The sequence below is a fragment of the Chryseobacterium sp. IT-36CA2 genome, from assembly GCF_949767875.1.
Lineage (GTDB): Bacteria > Bacteroidota > Bacteroidia > Flavobacteriales > Weeksellaceae > Chryseobacterium.
Window position 1 is genome coordinate 284,262 of record NZ_CATKPG010000011.1, and the last position, 17,984, is coordinate 302,245.

The 17,984-nt window shown below is 35.8% G+C and carries 18 protein-coding genes and 1 riboswitch; of the genes, 5 read left to right on the forward strand and 13 right to left on the reverse strand.

Annotated elements, in window-relative coordinates; all coding sequences use genetic code 11:
- Positions 1 to 90: 90 nt before the first annotated feature.
- The 3 genes from truA to ACM6F9_RS02150 all read left to right on the forward strand — a co-directional run bounded on the left by truA (position 91) and on the right by ACM6F9_RS02150 (position 3,171).
- Positions 91 to 822 (forward strand): tRNA pseudouridine(38-40) synthase TruA, encoded by a 732-nt coding sequence (gene truA / locus ACM6F9_RS02140; RefSeq protein WP_414844192.1) that lies wholly within the window; start codon positions 91 to 93, stop codon positions 820 to 822.
- Between the two features lie 28 nt (positions 823 to 850).
- The gene (locus ACM6F9_RS02145) at positions 851 to 1,195 is read left to right on the forward strand and encodes a hypothetical protein (protein ID WP_414844193.1); all 345 of its coding nucleotides are present in this window, start codon (positions 851 to 853) and stop codon (positions 1,193 to 1,195) included.
- A gap of 218 nt (positions 1,196 to 1,413) precedes the next feature.
- Complete coding sequence (locus tag ACM6F9_RS02150) at positions 1,414 to 3,171, forward strand: ABC transporter ATP-binding protein (RefSeq protein WP_414844194.1); 1,758 nt, start codon at positions 1,414 to 1,416, stop codon at positions 3,169 to 3,171.
- 69 nt (positions 3,172 to 3,240) lie between these two features.
- Here the strand turns inward: ACM6F9_RS02150 and ACM6F9_RS02155 are convergent, their stop codons facing one another.
- From ACM6F9_RS02155 to ACM6F9_RS02180, 6 genes are all read right to left on the reverse strand, one after another.
- The gene (locus ACM6F9_RS02155; RefSeq protein ID WP_414844195.1) at positions 3,241 to 5,022 is read right to left on the reverse strand and encodes a GEVED domain-containing protein; all 1,782 of its coding nucleotides are present in this window, start codon (positions 5,020 to 5,022) and stop codon (positions 3,241 to 3,243) included.
- Between the two features lie 58 nt (positions 5,023 to 5,080).
- Positions 5,081 to 5,695, reverse strand: coding sequence for a class I SAM-dependent methyltransferase (locus ACM6F9_RS02160; protein WP_414844196.1), 615 nt, complete (start codon positions 5,693 to 5,695; stop codon positions 5,081 to 5,083).
- Complete coding sequence (locus ACM6F9_RS02165) at positions 5,692 to 6,285, reverse strand: hypothetical protein (RefSeq protein ID WP_414844197.1); 594 nt, start codon at positions 6,283 to 6,285, stop codon at positions 5,692 to 5,694. The genes ACM6F9_RS02160 and ACM6F9_RS02165 overlap by 4 nt, the downstream gene beginning before the upstream one ends.
- Positions 6,275 to 6,745, reverse strand: coding sequence for an RNA polymerase sigma factor (locus ACM6F9_RS02170; protein WP_414844198.1), 471 nt, complete (start codon positions 6,743 to 6,745; stop codon positions 6,275 to 6,277). Before ACM6F9_RS02170 ends, ACM6F9_RS02165 begins: the two co-directional genes overlap by 11 nt.
- The gene (locus ACM6F9_RS02175; protein ID WP_414844199.1) at positions 6,745 to 7,596 is read right to left on the reverse strand and encodes an alpha/beta fold hydrolase; all 852 of its coding nucleotides are present in this window, start codon (positions 7,594 to 7,596) and stop codon (positions 6,745 to 6,747) included. The genes ACM6F9_RS02170 and ACM6F9_RS02175 overlap by 1 nt, the downstream gene beginning before the upstream one ends.
- Before the next feature lie 181 nt (positions 7,597 to 7,777).
- Positions 7,778 to 8,452, reverse strand: a complete 675-nt coding sequence (locus ACM6F9_RS02180) for a DUF4919 domain-containing protein (protein WP_414844200.1) — start codon at positions 8,450 to 8,452, stop codon at positions 7,778 to 7,780.
- Positions 8,453 to 8,670: 218 nt separating this feature from the next.
- Here ACM6F9_RS02180 and ACM6F9_RS02185 point away from each other — a divergent pair, with 218 nt between their 5' ends.
- Positions 8,671 to 8,886, forward strand: a complete 216-nt coding sequence (locus ACM6F9_RS02185; RefSeq protein WP_034696179.1) for a hypothetical protein — start codon at positions 8,671 to 8,673, stop codon at positions 8,884 to 8,886.
- 60 nt (positions 8,887 to 8,946) lie between these two features.
- Here the strand turns inward: ACM6F9_RS02185 and ACM6F9_RS02190 are convergent, their stop codons facing one another.
- Both ACM6F9_RS02190 and ACM6F9_RS02195 read right to left on the reverse strand, forming a co-directional pair.
- A complete protein-coding gene (locus ACM6F9_RS02190) occupies positions 8,947 to 10,239 on the reverse strand; it encodes an MFS transporter (RefSeq protein WP_414844201.1) in 1,293 nt (430 codons plus the stop codon).
- Positions 10,240 to 10,351: 112 nt separating this feature from the next.
- The gene (locus tag ACM6F9_RS02195) at positions 10,352 to 11,104 is read right to left on the reverse strand and encodes a DUF3575 domain-containing protein (protein ID WP_414844202.1); all 753 of its coding nucleotides are present in this window, start codon (positions 11,102 to 11,104) and stop codon (positions 10,352 to 10,354) included.
- 167 nt (positions 11,105 to 11,271) lie between these two features.
- Here ACM6F9_RS02195 and ACM6F9_RS02200 point away from each other — a divergent pair, with 167 nt between their 5' ends.
- Positions 11,272 to 13,356: a TonB-dependent receptor domain-containing protein gene (locus tag ACM6F9_RS02200; RefSeq protein WP_414844203.1), complete on the forward strand. Its 2,085-nt coding sequence runs from the start codon at positions 11,272 to 11,274 to the stop codon at positions 13,354 to 13,356.
- A 61-nt stretch (positions 13,357 to 13,417) separates the two neighbouring features.
- Here the strand turns inward: ACM6F9_RS02200 and ACM6F9_RS02205 are convergent, their stop codons facing one another.
- The 5 genes from ACM6F9_RS02205 to ACM6F9_RS02225 form a co-directional block, all read right to left on the reverse strand.
- On the reverse strand, positions 13,418 to 14,419 hold the full coding sequence (locus tag ACM6F9_RS02205; protein WP_414844204.1) for a T9SS type A sorting domain-containing protein: 1,002 nt from the start codon (positions 14,417 to 14,419) through the stop codon (positions 13,418 to 13,420).
- Positions 14,420 to 14,551: 132 nt separating this feature from the next.
- The gene (gene ribB / locus ACM6F9_RS02210) at positions 14,552 to 15,199 is read right to left on the reverse strand and encodes a 3,4-dihydroxy-2-butanone-4-phosphate synthase (protein WP_414844205.1); all 648 of its coding nucleotides are present in this window, start codon (positions 15,197 to 15,199) and stop codon (positions 14,552 to 14,554) included.
- A 92-nt stretch (positions 15,200 to 15,291) separates the two neighbouring features.
- Positions 15,292 to 15,417, reverse strand: a riboswitch (FMN riboswitch).
- A gap of 125 nt (positions 15,418 to 15,542) precedes the next feature.
- On the reverse strand, positions 15,543 to 15,983 hold the full coding sequence (locus ACM6F9_RS02215) for a DUF1801 domain-containing protein (protein ID WP_414844206.1): 441 nt from the start codon (positions 15,981 to 15,983) through the stop codon (positions 15,543 to 15,545).
- Between the two features lie 43 nt (positions 15,984 to 16,026).
- Entirely contained in the window at positions 16,027 to 16,803 is a 777-nt protein-coding gene (locus tag ACM6F9_RS02220) for an alpha/beta fold hydrolase (protein ID WP_414844207.1), read from the reverse strand.
- 389 nt (positions 16,804 to 17,192) lie between these two features.
- Entirely contained in the window at positions 17,193 to 17,966 is a 774-nt protein-coding gene (locus ACM6F9_RS02225; RefSeq protein ID WP_414844208.1) for a hypothetical protein, read from the reverse strand.
- Between the last annotated feature and the right edge of the window lie 18 nt (positions 17,967 to 17,984).

Sequence of the window (17,984 nt, forward strand, 5' to 3'; positions counted from 1 at the left end):
TTTTCATACGCATTTGGTGTAATATTCTCAAAGACTTTTCAACAAATATTTCGTGAAATTAAAGTATTTTTGTGGAGTTATTACAATACATTGAGATACTTTATTGAATTTTCTTACAACGGAAAGAATTATTTCGGCTATCAGATACAGCCGGATGCCATTTCTGTACAGGAAGAACTGGAAAAAGCGCTGTCTACTATTTTGCGCGAAGAGATTAAAACCACAGGAGCAGGAAGAACAGATACAGGGGTTCACGCCAAAAAAATATTTGCCCACTTTAATACCGAAAAAGAATTGGATGATCAGCTTACACGCAGACTGAACAGTTTTCTTCCTCCTGATATTTCCATTAAAAGAATTTTCCCGGTAAAAGATGATTTTCATGCCCGTTTTGATGCTACTTTCAGAACTTACGAATATTATATCTCTTTGGAAAAAAATCCGTTTACCCAGGAATCTGCATGGCAGCACTGGAAAAGAGGTTTGGATATAAATGCGATGAATGAAGCCTGCAAAATTCTTTTTGAATATGAAGATTTCACCAGTTTTGCAAAATTAAAAACCGATAACAAAACCAATATCTGCAAAATGTACAAAGCAGAATGGGAGCAGAACGGATCGGAACTGAAATTTACCGTTTCAGCGAACCGTTTTCTAAGAAATATGGTTCGTGCTATTGTTGGAACGATGGTAGAAATTGGAACCGGAAAACTGAAACCTGAAGATCTCCGTAAAGTGATTGAAGATAAAAACCGCAACGCTGCGGGAACTTCAGCACCTGGGCATGGGTTGTATCTGGTGGATGTAGGGTATGAATTTTAAATAAAAAACTAAAAACAAAATAATAATCATGTTATCAATTTTTATTCTTATTGGTGCCTACCGTTATTACGCACAATTAGCAGAAAGGTTTGGAAAAACAAAATGGCAGTATGGTGTTCTGGCGATCGGTATTTATCTGGGAACCCAGCTGTTGTTAGGTTTTGGCTATGGTGTGTATTTGGGATTAACAGATCCTGAATCCGCAGAAAATATCAATTACACTGGCTTTTCCGGAGTGAATATCATTGGTTGGTTAATCTCTATTGTTGCAGTTTGGGGAGTTTATAAATTCCTTGAAAATAAATTTATAAAAGAAAGACCTGTAAAGCCTATCATTGAAATTGAAGAAATAGGAAAGACTATTGATCAGTAACCAGCACATCATTTCTTGTTTTGCTGGCAGAAACAGTGGTGGAAATAAGAAGAATATGTACTGGATTGGATCCAAAAGAATGCTTAATATATTCATTCTGTAAATGGTAGGTATCTGAAATTTTCTATGACGATTTGCAAAAGTTGTAAAGGCAGTCCGGTTATAATGTCTTATTTTTGCATAGAATTTTATTTTAATTCTTTCTTTCGATTCGTACAATGAAAAAACAAGATACCTGGGGAATTATAAAAAGGCTGTTCTTTATCGGAATGAAATTTCGTTCTTGGTTCATCCTTACCCTTATCATTTCCATATTCCTTTCCATCGTTTCTACTTACAGACCTTATCTTACCATGCAGGTGGTGGATAATGACATTACAAAGCTGCATGATAAGGCTTTGATGATGAAACATATCTACATTCTTGTGGGATTGGTGTTTGCTGAAACCGTTTTAAACTTTTTCTTAGTTTATTTTTCAAATTTCATTTCACAGAATGTGATCAGGGATATCAGAGAGCGCTTATATGCTAAGCTGATTTATTTCAAGACTTCATTTTTTGATAAAACGCCCATTGGACAGCTGGTAACACGTGCTGTAGGTGATGTGGAAACCATTGCAACGGTGTACACAGATGGCTTTCTGATGGTATTCGGAGATATTCTGAGAATTGTGTTTGTACTGATTATGATGTTCAGTACCAATGTTCACCTGAGTTATATTACGCTGGCTATTTTACCTTTGATGGTGGTGATTACAAGATTCTTCCAGAAAAGACTTAAAAAAGCTTTTGGGGATGAAAGAAACTGGACAGCCAATCAAAACTCATTTGTTCAGGAGAGATTGGCAGGGATGCCAATTATTCAGGTCTTCAACAGACAGGAATCTGAGTTTAAGAAATTCGATGATATCAATATTACCCTTAAAGGAGCATTATTGAGAACCGTATTTATTTTCTCACTGTTCTTTCCTGTAGTAGAACTTATTTCTTCATTATTTATAGGATTTATTCTTTTCTATGGAGGATATATCACGATCAGTGCCGGAGTGGTAATTGCCTTTATCCAGTATATTTCAATGCTGATCCGTCCTTTGAGACAGATTGCAGACCGTTTCAACAATATCCAGCGAGGAATTGTAGGTGCAGAAAGAGTATTGGGATTAATGGACGAAGAAAACTCGATGCCGAATAACGGAACGGTGAAGAAAGATCATTTTGCCGGAAAAATCGAATTCCAGAAAGTACATTTTGCCTATGATGAAAAGCAGGAAGTTCTGAAAGGAATTGATTTCAAAGTAAATCCGGGCGAAACAGTAGCGATTGTAGGAGCAACAGGTGCGGGAAAATCTACGATTATTAGTCTGATTACAAGATTATACGATATCAATTCAGGAAATATTCTGATTGATGATGTAGATTTAAAAGATTACGAATTGTATAATCTGAGAAGTCATATCGGAGTGGTATTGCAGGATGTTTTCCTTTTCCATGGAAGTATTTTTGAAAACCTTGCCTTTGGAGATGACAGCATCACTTTGGATAAAATAAAAGCGGGAGCCAGAGAAATTGAAGTGGATCAGTTTATCCAGCAGCTTCCTGGCGGATATGATTATGTAGTGAGTGAAAGAGGATCATCCATTTCTTTAGGTCAGAGACAATTGCTGTCTTTCCTGAGAGCCTATTTATCAGATCCTAAAATTTTAATTCTGGATGAAGCTACGTCTTCCATTGATCACGAAAGTGAAAAACTTATTCAGAGAGCAACAGAAAAAATTACCAAAAACAGGACATCCATTATTATTGCCCACAGACTTTCTACGATTGAAAAGGCCGATAAGATTATAGTAATGGAACACGGTAAAATTGTAGAAGAAGGGAAGCACCTTGATCTTCTGGATAAGAACGGATACTATGCCACACTTTACAAAGCCCAGCTTCGTCATGAAGTAGAAATGGAAGAAGAAAAAGAATCATAATCCATTAAGAAATGATAATAAACAAAAAAGAGAGCTATAACAGCTCTCTTTTTTATGAATAAAAATGTTTTAGAATTTTAATTTCTTCGTAATCACTTTTCCGTCTTCCAGTACTGCTGTTGCGGTGATGATTATGTTTTTCTGATCAACAGGATATTTGAATTCTGAAGATTTTACATCTGTTTTTCTCATCAGTAATCTTCCTGAAGCATCATAAATATGTACTGAAGCAATTTTTACATTACTTCTCACGGATACGGAATTTTCATCTTTAAAAATAACAGGTGAATTTTTTAATCCTGCATTTTCTACAGCTAATAATCCCTGCGTTTCAATGATTACAGAATAATCTTCTACCTGTCCGTATTTCGGAGTATAGCATGCCGTTACTGCTGTCCCGTTGAATTCTCCGATTACTCTCATTCTTAAAGGAGTATTGGTTACAGCACTTGCAGGAGGAGTCACCTGAGCAGTAGCAAACGAACCGGTGGTTACACCGCTTTGGTTAAGCACCATTTCTGTAGATTCATTGAACTGGCCATCATTGTTATAATCGATATACGCTTTGATAACATGGGCATTATTTGTTCCTGGAGCTACAGTAAGTGTTGTCGCAGTATTTTGAGGAATATTGGTTTTGGATATTCCTGAGCAGTAAGTTCCTGAGAAATTTTCATAAAAATTATTGGCAGCCTGTTTGTAATTGTTTGAATAATTGCTGATGTTTCCGAATTTTACAGAAGTAATACCTACATTATATCCACCAGGGTTTGTGATGGTAGCAGGAGTACACGCATTCGTTAAGGTTGAGCTGTTATTAATAGTAGTTGATGATGCCACTTGTGAATTGATCAGTGACTGTCTATACTGTAAAAGCTGTGCTGTTGCTCTGTCTGCCTGTCCTTGTGTAAATAAATTTCTGAAGCAGTAGGTATACGCCATCACATTTCTTTCACCCCCGCTATATAACTGGTTGGTACAAGGGTTAATCTGTCCAGTCTGGCATGATTGAGGAACTGTTGGGTGGTAAAGACTTTTCATAGGTTCTGTATCACACACAAGATCTCCTTCTAATGTACAATCATTGTTAACAGGGCAGTCTCCTGTAGTTTCATTATATCCTTCATGGGTATGTCTAAGTCCTAAAGCGTGCCCGAATTCATGTGCTAATGTTTGTGCATTCACTGCAGAAGCACTGGTTGCCATAAACGCGTAATCGTTGCTCCCTCCAGGATAATAGGCGAAACCGTTCAGTCCTCCGGCATTGGAAGTCAGTTTTTTAACCACATAAATATTGTAATATTTTGAAGTATCCCACATCCCCATTGCAGTAATCTCAGAAGCAGTTACAGCATTGGTTGTATTATCATTATTAACCCCTCCGCTTACATATTTAGGAAGACCAGAGGCATTGATTCTGTTGATCCCGTTGGTTGCGTTGCAGCTAGGATCTTTAGTGGCAAAAACAAATTTTACAGGCAGAATAGCACTTGTTCCTGACATTCCGCTGGTAGAGTTTCCTGCAAAAACACCGTTGGTATAATTGACCCATGCAATGATATCAGCATCAGACTTATTATTGGTAGTTCCTACGGCACTTCCGTCTCCTACCACATGTACAACAATAGGAATTTCATACACCTGATTGGTAAGCTTGGAAGCCAGCTTTCCGCTTTTGATCATTTTTGATAATTTCAGGTTGAAAGCATCATCCTGAGCTTTCTCTTCCGGATACCTTTCATAATGTTTTTTCATTAATTCATCGGTTCCGCATTCCTGAAATTCCAAACTTTGTGAATGAAAATTGGAGCAAAATGCCCCTGAAATAAGCAGAAATAATAATTTTTTCATAGTATTTTTCATTTAAGAGTTGTGAATCTAAAAATAAATAAAAAATACTTATAAATAATTACTGTTTTTTAAAACTACAAAAAACGAAATTCTGAACCGTTTCAAAGGGCGTTATATGATCTTCTGTAATGCATTGTATTTTTTTGAAACCTCCTTCAAATTTTTCTGATAATGATTTCTCATCATACTGTTGAATATCCAATCCGCTGCATTTTGTAGGTCCGTTTTTAGAAAAAGTTCCGATAATCATAAATTGATTGACATTTTTTTCCGCAATATCTATGTATTTTGAAACCTGTTCTGGTGTGGTAAGAAAATGAAAAGCAGCTCTGTCATGCCAGATATCATAGGTTTCCAGAGGTTCAAAAGCTGTAATATCTGTAGCAATCCATTTTACTTTACTGGCTGTATCTCCAAGTCTTTCCTGTGCTTTTTCCAAAGCTTTGGCAGAAATATCAAGTACCGTAATGTTTTCATAACCTTCTTCAAGAAGAAAATCAACAAGGTTGCTGTCTCCACCGCCAATATCAATGATGCTGGCATTCTTTCCCAATCCTGAAGATCTGATAAAGTCAAGAGAGGTCTGAGGCTTTTTCTGAGTCCAGCTTACCTGATCAGGATTTTTGGTTTCATATACGTTTTCCCAGTAATTTTTGTTGTCAGAAGATATCATGATTCTTTTAATTGATTATTGATCTCTTCAAATTTATTAATTAATTCGTCAAGTTTTCCCTGCTGTTTCTTTATTGCTTTTGGTCTTAGATAAAACCAGTTGAAAGCAATCCAGGCAAATGTTATGGCATAGGCCAGAATACCGGAACTAAAGGTCATTCTTGAAGTATATTCATACATATAAAGAACGATTCCCAAAAACAACATGATGAAATATAGGTTGAGTATCGTTGTCTGCATAAACTTCTGCTTGCTTTTTACGATGTATAAGCTTTGGAGATATTCATTGTTAGACTGTGTCTGGTCTATTTTGTAAAATACCATAAACATTTTGTTATAGGCAAACAGGAAGATAACCATGGCTAGAATAACCAGTACAATGCCTATTTTTGTTGTAATCATTTCAGGCTGATACCAGTACCAGATGAAAAGAATGAATAATGAAGTAGTAATTAATCCAATATTAGTAAAGATCAATCTGCGCAGATTCTGGCTTCTGAATTTTTTCAGTTTTCCGAGAAGCTCTTCCATATTTGGTTTGTTGGAAGTCTGCTGCTTCCATATGTTTTTGAAATCTATATTAGTAGCCATTTTCTTTAAACTTTTGCGTTAGTTTTTCCTTTATCCTGTGAATTTTTACCCTGATGTTGGATTCTGAAAGTCCTACAATGTGAGCTATTTCAGCCTGTTTCACCTCTTCCAGTTCCAATGAAATAATGATTCTGTCTGTTTCAGGGAGCTCCGAAATAAACTGATAGAGCATTTGTATCTGAGGTTCCATAGATTCCTGTTTTTTCTCTTCCAGATTAACGGGCAGATCTGTTTTGGTAAATTTCTTTTCCTTTTCAATCTGTCGGAGGCAGTTATTAGAAGCAATTCTGAAAATCCAGGTTCCTATGCTGGATTCATTCCTGAATTTAGGAAGCTGCTGCCAGACAATAATAAAGGTTTCCTGAGCAAGATCCTGAGCAAGGTCAGCATCGTTCACATATCCCATGCATAAACGGAATATCCTTTGCCAGTAGAGTTCGTATATCTCTTCAAAAACCATTATTTCGCAGATAAAAAGTGAGTAAGCTGATTAAAATACCATTCTTTGTCATCATACATGATGAAATGTAAACCCTTTGAAGCGTACTGCATATTGGTGTTTTTCAGATTTTTATATTGTTCTTCGATCATGGGCTTTAAATTGGCGAAATAGGACTCCAGAAGAATAAGAGAAGGACACTGTATATTTTTTATTTTTTCTCTGAGATCGGTATTGGAAAAATCGCAGTACATTTTAGCAAACGTTTTTCGGTCAGATTTCATGCTCCAGTTAATCACCGTTTTCTGCATAGAAGTATCTGCCAGAAGACGTGGCATAGTCTGAGTCTGCATTTTGCGGAACTGTTCATCATTCATAGCTGTTAATTGAGCAATAGTAGAGGAGCAGTCATTATTTTCTTTGGATGTAAAATTGGGATCAGCCATTGCTGCCAGACAAGGCAATGCATCTACAACTATGATTTTTCCAACAAGTTCAGGATAGTCAGCTGCAATAGCCAGTGCAAGACCACCTCCCATACTGTGTCCAATGATTATAGGTTTGTCAATTTTATTATTCTTGATGTAGGCTGCTATTGCTTTCTCCCAATCTTTAAAACTGGCATCTGCCTGTGGTTTTGTTCCGGCAAATCCGGCCATCGTTAAAGTATAACAGGTGAAGTTTTTTTCAAATTTTTCTGTGGTTTCATTCCATACATCTCCTGAAGAGGCAAATCCCGGAATAAATAGTAGAGACTGATTTCCTTTTCCGGTTTTCTTTACTTCAAAAGGATATGCTGTTTCCTGTCCAAAAATATTACATACTGCTAAAAAGAATAACATGATGATCAAAAGGAATGTGAATTTTTTCATGATTTCTAAAGTTTTAAAGTTTATTTGTCTTTTAGAGACGAACCTTTAAAAAATGTTACACTAAAATTTATTTTTTTTGAAAAAAAATATTTCTCCTTCTCTGAAACCCTCATCATCAGGGCGAAATCATATGAAATTTATTTGAGCAATTAATTGTTAAATAGTAAAAATACCCGAAAAATTAATCTAATATTCTTCCGTAAAATCTGCTGATATCAAAATAAAACCCTGGAATTTTATATTTCCCTTTTTCAAATTCCTGATAATCACATTTTCCAGTGTGGCTTTGTGATTGGGTTTCCATTTGAAACCTGTTTAAAAGTACATATTCATCCGTAACGGAAATAATATGAAAGCCTGTTTCACATTGTAAACCATCACCGGAAGTAAGAATAGCATTTAATAATCCATGAAAATTCCCGGCAATTTTTTCTGCAGTGGCATCATCTTTATTTAAATGATACAAATAAGCCAGATAATTCATAGCCCTCAAATCCAGTGGATTTTCATCCAGAGCATCGAGAAATAACTGGATTCCTTTAGACAGGTCTTTTTGTGAAATACCTTCTCCGCGATAATATTTGGCTACCTCTTCAGCTTTCTTCCCTATTTTATAGGGTTTGTATTCTTTTTGAAAGGTAAAACCGAAGTAAAGATGACGGTATTGATTGCTTGTAAGAAGCGTATCGTTCTGTTTTAATCTTTTTAAAATCTTCGGATAATAGAATTCTGAATTTTTATCTTCAATATTTTTTTGAATCGCAGCATAATCCGGTGCTTTAAATTCCATTTTCTGAGCATGAAGGAAAGTAAGCAGAATTAAAAAGAATAAAGAGAAAAATGCTTTAATATTCATGGTTTGTATAAGGTTGTTACAATTTTTTGACAGGTTAAAAATACGGAATATGTATCAATCGAATAATATTGACTGACTATTTGTAAAAAAAATAATAAAATATTATCAAAGTGTTATTTTGTGTCAATAAATTTACTAACTTTATTCGGAATTTGAGAGATTACCCCTGGTAATTGAAGGGGTAAATGGAATTTTTAACTAAAAAACTAGAAATATTAATGAGCAGTAGTATCCAAGATGAATTTAAAGTCTTCAAAGACGAATTAAGAAAGTTGAATATCGAAGTACAGAAAGTTGTAAAAGTAGGAAACGGTAGTATGGATTTCCACGAGGTTTTCTACAAATCACCGAGGTATGAAGAGGTAAAAAGTATATACGTCCAGCGTCATAATCTGGATAGTATGATTGAAAAATTTAAACAGGCCTATCATTAAAAAATAGAACGCGCGCCGCAGATACTCTGCGGCGCGCGGTTTTTATAAAGTTATAAGAAATTAATCTTTATCCAGTGTAGAGGTCTTTCTTGTATCTTTCATCCCGATATAAACGACCAGGGAGAAAAGGATACAGCCGGTAATGTACCAATAAAAGTATTCTTCGGAACCAATCTTTTTAAACCAAAGAGCAATATATTCTGCCGTTCCTCCAAATACTGCAACCGTAATAGCATATGGCAAACCTACACCAAGCGCCCTGATTTCGGAAGGGAAAAGCTCTGCTTTTACTACGGCATTGATGGAAGTATATCCGCTTACAATAATTAAAGCTGCCATAATCAGAAAAAATGCACCCCAGATCGAAGTAGTTGTACTCAATGCTGTAAGAAGTGGAACAGTACATAAAGTTCCCAAAATACCAAAACCTAAAAGAAGCGGTCTTCTTCCGATCTTGTCAGACAATCCTCCAAATACAGGTTGAAGACAGGCAAAAATAAACAATGAAATAAATGATACCAACGTAGATTCTTCCTTTGTAAGATGTACGGTATTGACCAGGAATTTCTGCATGTAAGTGGTGTATGTATAAAAAGCCAGGGTTCCTCCTAAAGTTAATCCTACAACGGTAAGAAGAGCTCTTGGATGCTTCAGTAGTTCTTTTACGGTTCCTTTTTTCTTTTCATTCACTTCTTTTTTATTTTCAAAAGCTTCCGTTTCATGAAGATTGGCGCGAAGGTATAATGCAATGATGGAAAGCATTGCTCCAATGACAAAAGGAATTCGCCAGCCCCATTCTTCAAGCTGAGCTTCGGTGAGTAATAATTTCTGTAAAATAAGCTGAATTCCTAATGCTATAAGCTGGCCGCCAATCAGGGTGACATATTGAAAACTTGAATAAAATCCTCTTCTGTCCTGTGTGGCCATTTCGCTGAGGTAAGTTGCAGAAACTCCATATTCACCGCCAACACTCAATCCCTGAAGTAATCTTGCCAACAAAAGTAATAATGGTGCTAAAATTCCTATAGATTGGTAAGTGGGGGTAAGGGCAATCAGTAAAGATCCAAAAGACATCAGAAGAACAGAAAGAGTCATCGCTTTTTTTCTTCCGACTTTATCTGCAATACTTCCGAACATCCATCCGCCGATAGGGCGCATCAAAAAACCTACAGCAAAGATTCCTGCAGTATTCATCAATTGGGCATTCAGATCAGAATCCGGAAAAAATGAATGTGAAAAATATATGGCGAAGGCTGCATATGCGTACCAGTCATACCATTCAACAAGATTTCCGATAGATCCGCCAATAATGGCTTTGATTCTTTGGGCGGTAGTAATTGTGGATGAATTCATAATGATTGTTTTCCGGAAAAGTTTTTTAATAATGGCATCCAAGATACAAATTTCAGAAAAAAATAAACCGTTCTGAAAAAGAACGGTTTAATAATATATGAGAGTAATTTTTTTAAAATCTATAGCCTATTGAAAGTCCGCTTCTGAAGCCAGCCCAGGGACCATCCACTTTTATTCTGGCGCCATTGGCATTGGTTTCTACTGTATACTTTACAAAAGGAATATCCAGATTTTCAATTTCTTTTTTAAGCTGAGCCTGCATATCAGGGGTTAGTACATAATCTGAGGTCATGGTAAAATCACCTTTTCCGCTTCCGTAGTGTGCTCCCGCAATCCAGAAATCCAATACAAGATTCTGGCTTCTGGTCAGAAAGAATTGAACTCCGACCATTAATCCTCCACTGTTTCCATTAGTATCTCCCTGACCTCTAAGAGGAATTTGATAAGTAATTGAGTTAGGATCGTTGTAATCATAATAAAAATCAAAAGTATTAGAAGTAACACTTGAATATCTGTAGTATGGTGCAAAATAAAATCCTTTTCCATAGCCCTTCCCGATATAAAATCTTGGTTCTATCGTAAAGTTTGTAGCTTTTACTCTCAAATTCTGGAATCTTTTCTCGTCTTTATCTTTCAAAAAGGCATTGATGAAGGGGACTTTACCTTCCGGCATTGTTCCGAAACCGATGTTCAGTGAAAACCATTGGTTGATAGCCCGTTCATAAGACAGGTTAATGTTTCTGAATGCGTAGGCCGTGACATTAGTTTTGATGATATTCATCTTTTCGGCCGAACTGTTGTCAATCTCCTGAGCTCCCAATACGGAAAACAGGAAGCAGGGAATTAATATGAATGCTTTTTTCATGACTCTATATTTTGTGGTGTAAAAAGATACCAGCAAAAAACGGGCTGAATTTAACATAATAATTATAAATTAAAGAAAAATTATTGATAATCTTCTAATAAGTTGTGATTATAAATGTAATAAACATCGGAGATTGATTGTCCTAATGGTATAATTCATCTTCTGACATGAAAAAAACGATATATACCATCTTTTTCCTTTGTGGTGCTTTAGCATTTTCTCAGGAGAAAAAAAATGATACGGCTGATGTAGCAGCAACCAAGGAGATTCAGGAAGTTATTTTAAAATCCCAACGCAAAAAGCAGTTTGCAGATAAAGCAGTTTATACTTTTGATAAAGAAGCGCTGGAAAAAGCACGCTATGCAAAAGATTTACTTCGTACCCTTCCGGAATTACAGCTGGATCCTGTAGCTAATACAATTACCAGTACCAAAGGAGGAACTACATTATTTCTTATCAATGGTATTGAAGCTACCGATATGCAGATCCGAAGTGTTGCACCCAGTGAGGTCGTGAAAGTAGAGTATTATGATATTCCTCCCGCAAGATGGGCAACGAGAGCAGATACGGTAGTGAATATTCTGACAAGGTCTACAGAAACAGGATATGTTTTTGGGGCTGATGTTTCTACCGCGTTAAATACCGGATTTATAAATGGTTCTGCTTACGCGAATTATACAAAGGGGAAAAATAACTTCGGACTGGAATATTCCCTGAATCTCAGAGATTACAATGACAGAAGGGTCAACAGTATCTATGATTATCATCTGAATGGAAAACATTACCGCTCTGATGAAAACAGAACAGATCATTTCGGATATACTTTTCAGAATGTGGCCTTGCGTTATACCAGACTTGTTCCGGATGATTATGCTTTTCAGGCCAAGCTGAATATGGATATTTTCAGCAGATTTTCAAAAGGAGTGGGGCAGAGTGTCTTTACTGAAGATAATCTGATGGAAGAACATAATATGTTTAAAAATAATGGTTCTGATTATGTGATTCCTAAGCTGGACCTTTATTATTCTAAAAAAATCGGTGAAAAAGATGAGGTGAGTATTAATGTGGTAGGTTCTCATTATACAACAAATACAACGGAAAAAGCTAAAGAATGGATCGTAGGCTCAGGATTGTCAGTATACGATAATGATATGGTTCTGAAAGCGAAACAAACAAGTCTGGTAGGAGAGTTTGCCCATGTTCATGATTTTAAAGCAGGAAAACTTTCATCCGGATATCGCATTTCAAGATCTTCCATTTCTAATGATCTAAACAATCTTTCCGGATATTCTCAATACAGCGTCAATTATCTGGAGCAGTATTTTTATACAGAATTTTCCGGAAAAGTTGATAAGTTCAGTTATCGTATTGGAGTGGGGCTTACCAATATCCACAACAAAAGTGCAGAGAATACTTTTGATGAATGGACTTTCACTCCAAAGGTTATTTTGGCCTATCAGCTTAAAGGAAACCAGAATCTTCGCTTTACGACAAGTTACAGTCCGATAAGTCCGTGGAGTAATGCTTTAAGTAGTAATGTGGTGCAGCTGGCACCTAATATTGTTCAGCGAGGAAATCCTTTTCTGGAATCTCAGCAGGTCTTTTCTAACAACCTGACTTATTCTTTTAATAATAAATACTTTGATTTTAATGCAGGTTTGTTTTACAGATATACCAACAGGGTGATCAATCAGTATTATGTGCAGGATGATATCTTGGGAGGTTATGCACTGACTTATGAAAATGGAAAAAACGGGCAAAGGTATGGAGTGCAGCTCACAGGATCTTACAAACCTTTCGGAAATAGCCTGCTTGTTGTAAAAGCAGTCATCACTCCGACTTCTGAAACGGTAAGGACAAGTAAAGGTGCTCTGATTAAAAATGATTATTTAGGAAATTACTTTTCACTTTCTTCGGAATATAAATCGTTCTCAGTACAGTATCAGTTCAATATTCCTGTTTACAGCCTAAGTGGAGCATTTCTTAATACGAATGAAAACCAGAATAATATTTTTATGAGCTATAAACACAAAAACTGGACATTCTCCACCGGAATGTACTGGATCGGAATGCCTTCGGAGTACAAAACGAAAAGTCTGGATGAAAGTCTAGTAGATTATAAAGTGCATACACAGATTATGAACAATAAATCCATGTTTGTATTGGGGCTGAGTTATGATTTCTCCAAAGGAAAAAAAACAGAGATTCAGCGAAAGCTTAATAACGAAACAGCTCCCGCAGCAACTTTTTAGATACAAATTTGAATGTTAATAGAAATCCCCGCTCATTTGTAGGAGCGGGGATTTTGTTTTATTATTTCTTGATGAATTTTGTATTCTTTTTATCTGTAGTATTTTTTCCACTGACCTCAATAAAATAAGAGGCTGGCGGAAGGTCTGAGATCTGAATGTTTCCGGATTTTACATCTGAAGTTTTAATCAATTTTCCATCCAGGCTGTAGATATTTGCTTTGGAATAATTATCTGTATTTCCTTTGAAACCAATAAAATCCTGTGCGGGATTAGGATAAACCTCTAAATTTTCTTTTTTTGCAGCATTGCTTATAGAAAGGAATGTCTCGCTTAAAGCTTGTGCACTTGAAGTAGATTGGTTGATTCCCAATAAAGGAACACTGATGTTTCCGCTGGTGGAGCTAAGCAGCGCATATCTGTGAGAAGCATCGTAATAAGCATAAGCGGTATTGGTAACCGTTCCAATCGGGTTAGAATAAATGACATCAAAAGAGGAGTATAAATTAAAATTCTGTGTATACTTTACTCTAAGAACATTACTGTAAGTTTGGTTGCCTACAATTAGGGTTCCGTATGCATCAGCCTGAGTGGCCAATGTCCCACTAAACAGTCCGTTGGCAACAGATGATGTGAAAGTTCCCTTAGCATTATCATTTTGAGCCGGCCCGTAAGCTGTTGGATAATTGTTATAAGTACCATTATCAACATTAAAATTTAAAGTGGCCTGTGGATTTACAATTCCTGTAATTTCCAGTTTAGTGACAGTTGCTTTATAGTAAATAGTATTTGTGCCGTCTACCATCTTGATGGTTGATCCAGGAAATGTTGTGATTTCAGTTGAAGTTGGAACAGAATAAGTAGTTTGCGAAGAAGCGCCCATTGTAAGACTTCCGTTTGAAAAAGTAACATTAGCACCAGTTGCAGAGTTATCTACAGTTCCGTTTAACTGATTGTAATTAACAATGTCTCCAGAGACAGGATCGTTGGCTGCTTTTGTTAATGTGATCTGCGCAGAAAGCATAGCAGATGTTCCTAAAAGGAAAAAGAGGATAGATTTTTTCATAATAAACTTTTTTGCTAAAGTTAATTAAAAACACAATCCGAATTTTAATTTAATTTGTTTTCAGCCAGATATTTAATGAAATCGCCGGCTGATAAAATCAGCCGGCGATTCTGTACGTTAAAAAACTAAATTTTAGTTGCTCATAATCATTTTACGGTAAGCGTAGATGTCTTCAATAGTTACTACACTCATCCCTTTTTTGATAGCAAAGTCTACGATTTCTGGAAGTCTTGCCATAGAACCATCCTCATTAGTCAGTTCACAAAGTACGGCATCGTCTCCCAGATTGGCCATTTTTACAAGATCTACACTGCCTTCAGTATGACCACGTCTTTCAAAGACACCATCCTTTCTTGCGATCAGAGGAAATACATGTCCGGGACTTGCAATATGTTCGGCCTGAGCATTTGATGCCACAGCGGTTCTGATAGTCGTCACACGATCTTTTGCAGAAACCCCTGATTCTACACCTTCTCTGGCTTCAATAGAAATGGTAAATGCGGTTTGATTTTTTGAATTGTTGTCTTCCACCATCGGACGAAGGTTGAGGTGACGGCTTTTTTCCTCAGAAATACATAAACACACAATACCGCTGCATTCGCGGATAAGAAGTGCCATGTCCTGTTCTGTAATAGTGGAAGCGGGAAAGATGATATCACCTTCGTTTTCGCGGTTTTCATCATCTACTAATAGAATACCTTTTCCCTGTTGTAATGTCTGAAGTGCTTTTTCTACACGTTCTTTGGAGTTAGCTCCGAATTGTTCTAATAATTTTTCCATGTTATTTTACTTTTAAAAGTTAAAATAGTCTTCGGTACATGGAAATGAAATACAACGCAACAAGAGTCCATAAGGAATCTTATTGGTCATCTCATTTTCTTCTCCCATCCAGACTTTAACTGTCGGTTCCGGAATTTCACCAGATCAGTCCCTTCAAAAGAAAGGAGTCGCGGACTGTAACCGCCGGTAGGGAATTGCACCCTGCCCCGAAGAAAACTTATACTAAGTTTTGCTGTATGTTGTAATTTAAATTTTTATTTCATTGAATAGTATTTAACGCACAGACCGCTAATTTCGGGAAGTTTTTTGAATTGGAGAAGAAATTTATGACTAATCACTTACATTATTTTTCTTTACAGGCACATTCATGGTTTTCATTTAAATAAGCAATTGTTGCTTTGCACATTTTTTCTAAGGTACCAATATTGATATCAGCAAGTTTTTTAATGTAAATGCAGGATTTTCCCATTTTAAATTTTCCAAAATCATCCAATAAGTGTTTACTTTCCTCGGTAGGCGAATAAATATAGAGAGAAAATTCTGCTTTACGGGGTGAAAATCCAATAAGGGGCATATCGCCTTCGTGTCCGCTCGCATATTTATAATGATAACTGCCAAATCCTATAATGGTTGGTCCCCACATTTTAGGCTCAAACCCTGTCCATTTGCTCATCAATTGGATTAGTTGGAAGCTGTCTTCTTTCTTTTCATCTTTTTCTACAAATGAGTTAATAAAATCGGTTACGTTTACATCTGTTTCGGTAGTTTTATTTGCTTTAGCCATAGTAATTGTAGTCTTTAGTTGCTGCTTTTCTCACAATATAAATTTAACTCAGTCTTTTCAGAACATGATCTAAAATGATATTGAATTCATCCGGCTTTTCCAGCATAGGATAATGCCCGACTCCCTCAATAGTAACATAATCATAGTTTTTCAAATATTTACGATTGGCTTCCAGATCAGTAGGAGAAGCATCAGAATTGATGGCTATAACGGGTATTTGAACTTGCTTTGCAATAGTATTAAAATCAGTTTTATATAAAGGTCTGAGAAGGTTCATGGCCATTTCAGGTTCATTCTGAAGAAATTCGTGTTGTAGCCTTTCTTTTACAGCAGGAGGTGTTTTTTCAGAAAACAGATATTGTGGTAAAATGTTTTCTACAGTGTTTTTAAAATCAGCTTTGTACAGTGATAAAACTTCTTCAGTCTGTTCTTCAGTATAATATTCATCTAAGTTTTTCAAGGTATCAATAAGGATTAAAGCCTTTACCTGTGGAATTTTTAAAGAAGCTTCCAAAACATAGGCTCCGGACATTGAATGTCCCACAAGAATTATTTCCTGAGAATTAACAGCATCAGCAACTGCTTTAATATCATCTGCATATCGCTCGCTCGTCCATTCCTGTCTGGAAGAATCAGATTTTCCGTGTCCGGCAAGATCCATTAGTACAATGTGATACTGGCTGTTTAAATATTTTTGCTGAACTTCCCACCATTCAGTATTTCCGAGCCATCCGTGAATAAAAATAAGGGTAAGATTCCCGTTTCCGGATTCTCTATAATGAATTTTCTGACCGTCTGATGAGAGTGCGTAGTTTTCCATTTCAAATTTTGGTATTAGTGTATAATAACAAATTTACAAATCACTATGATCATATAAGAATTAAGATTGTGGATTAACACGAATTCAAAGTAAAAATGTGGATAAATTATCCACAAAACTTATCCACAAGATTTTCTATTGTGGAAAATTCACAAATAAGAATAGTTGCTGTAATTTAATGAAATATAGATGATTATAGTATTTTGTTTTATTATCTAAAAACTTATCCATAGTTTATCCACAGTGGGAAATTAGGAAATGAAAAGTTATCCACAAATAATTAAATATGTGGATAACTGAGATGTTTTGAATTAGATTATTTAAAATCAGTGCTTTAGTTTATTGTTGGCCGGTATTCTGAAATTTTCTTTCAGACTTATCCACAAAATTTATAATTCTAATGGATTAATGATTGTAAATGACTTTTTGTTGACCTGGTAGAATATTCCATTTTCGGTAGACTGCAGATTTTTAAATTCTGAATCTATTGGGCAGAGTTCATCTGATTGAAGATTCCAAATAAAAAAACTTGTTTTGTCTTTATAGGTTGAATGAAATATAATATTGCCTGCCTTTGCAGATACAGACTGAGCACCTATGCATAAAGGTGGAGTTTTATAGCTGACAAGATTAAAATTGTTTACATCCAACTCCTGTAATAGAAAATTTCCGTAACCATTAAAAACTATTTTTCCATTTCCTAAATTGGCAACACAATAGCAATCGATAAGCTGTCCTTGTATATTACTCGAATTAAAACCAAAAACTTGTTCTCCTTTATGATTGAATACAGCCAATGCATCACAGTCAGGTTTATCACCTCTTAAAACACCTTCATCAAAATATGATACTATTATCTTTTTGCCATTTATCTTAATGTCATTAATTGAAGTTCCAATATTAAATTGTACATAAGGCTTTCCTGTATAGTCAATGATTAAAGCATTTTCTATTGAGGTTGGACGATGAAGTACAATTAAAATTTTTTCATCATTAATTATTTTAGCCATTAAAATATCCACTCCTAATTCCAATGGTGTTGCTGTTTCAGAGATTATAATTCTGTTTCTGGAGGTTATGGCAATAAAATTTCCGACCTCATCAGCTGAAAGGTATTTGATGTTCTCCTGAAATAAATCAAGTTCTATGGTTTTAGTGGTCATAATAATGGAGTCAAACTA